The sequence below is a fragment of the Pseudomonas monteilii NBRC 103158 = DSM 14164 genome, from assembly GCF_000730605.1.
Lineage (GTDB): Bacteria > Pseudomonadota > Gammaproteobacteria > Pseudomonadales > Pseudomonadaceae > Aquipseudomonas > Aquipseudomonas monteilii.
The window spans coordinates 1-1,370 of record NZ_BBIS01000113.1 but is presented as its reverse complement, the minus strand read 5'-3'; the positions used below and the strand labels follow the sequence as shown (position 1 = coordinate 1,370).

Here is a 1,370-nt window from a genome sequence, read left to right as displayed (position 1 = left end):
GCGCACTGCGCCCGGGTTATGTCTACGTGTTCATGAAAGGCGTTCTGGGCCAGAAGCTGGTCATCCATGAGTACGTCGGCGCGGGCCTCTACAAGGAACTGCTCTACAAGGGGCTGGATGGCTACCACCGGCGTGACCGCTACCTCTCCAGCCGCCCCATGGGCTGGGTGTGGGCCGACACCTGCCCCGATACCGCCAAGGAGGTGTGGATCGGCTACAGCCCGCACCTGTGGACCAACGCCATGACCGCCCGCATCACCGGCTCGTCCGCCCTGCGTAAACGGCACATGCGCCGGCTGGACATGGCCGAACTGATAGCCGGCAACCGGGCGCCCTCGACCCAGCCCCATGTCTTGCCGGTCAGTGCGCTGCAAACCTGGGTCGAAGACTTCAAGCCCACCGAGCGGCGCATGCCGTTGAGCTGGAGCAGCGACCCGATCACCGACACCTTGCCCATCGGCAACCTCGTCGCCGTGGCCCGGCACTATCCCTGGACCCAACCCAAAGTGCCGGTGGTGGTCGCCCTCGCTGACGCCGAAGGCATAGCCCTGGACCTGAGCCTGTCGGTGTCGGCCTACCAGCACCAGCTGCGCGACCTGATGCCCGCCGAGCAGCTGCAACACACCAAACCCGCCCAACCGCCCGAGCACGAACGCGTGCCGGCGTGCTTCCAGCTGGATGCCGAACAGCTGAGCACGCAGAGTCGTGATTTTCACCATCGCAACCTAGTGGCCATGCTGCTGAACAAGACGCTGGAGAGTATGTACCCGGCCGACGCTGCCTCGCCCGAACTCGCCGCGTTCCGGCTGGGCACGGAGCGCCGGGGCTCCGCCCTGTCGCCCGCCGAGTCACATTTCCAGGCCCTCACCCACAAGGACTACTCCCCCCACGGCGCGCGCCTGGCACAGCGCCTCGATCTGGACAAATACCGGCGTTTCCTCGCCGAACGCGACGAGCTGGGACGCCGGATGGTCGCCCTGCGCAACCAGGCCTTGCACGCCAGCAACGACCATGACGCCTGGCTGGCGACGGCCGAGCCCGAGCATATCGACAACCCCTACAGCCTGGCCGCCGCCCTGGCCTGCTACGACCGCGACGAAATCGTGTCCGCCCGTGGCCTGGAAATCTCCCTGGCGCTGCTGATCCACCCGATGGGCCAACCGACGCCGGGCGCCGAAGCGCTGGACCGGCGCTTCAAACGCCTGGAACAGTGGCTGGACCGGGACGACAGCCCGCTGTACACCGCCCTGGCGCCGTTCAACCCGTTCAAGGACAAGGCCGACTCGATCGGCAGCCTGTTCGGCGCCAGCGACAATGTGATCGAAGGGTTGGCCGGTCGCTTCCCGGCCATGGCCGACATCACCGACCTC

The 1,370-nt window shown here is 67.0% G+C and carries 1 protein-coding gene; it reads left to right on the top strand.

The window, feature by feature from the left end:
- Nucleotides 1–1,370, top strand: a 1,370-nt coding sequence (locus PM2_RS31075; RefSeq protein ID WP_042132649.1) for a T6SS effector BTH_I2691 family protein, incomplete at both ends; no start/stop codon positions are given.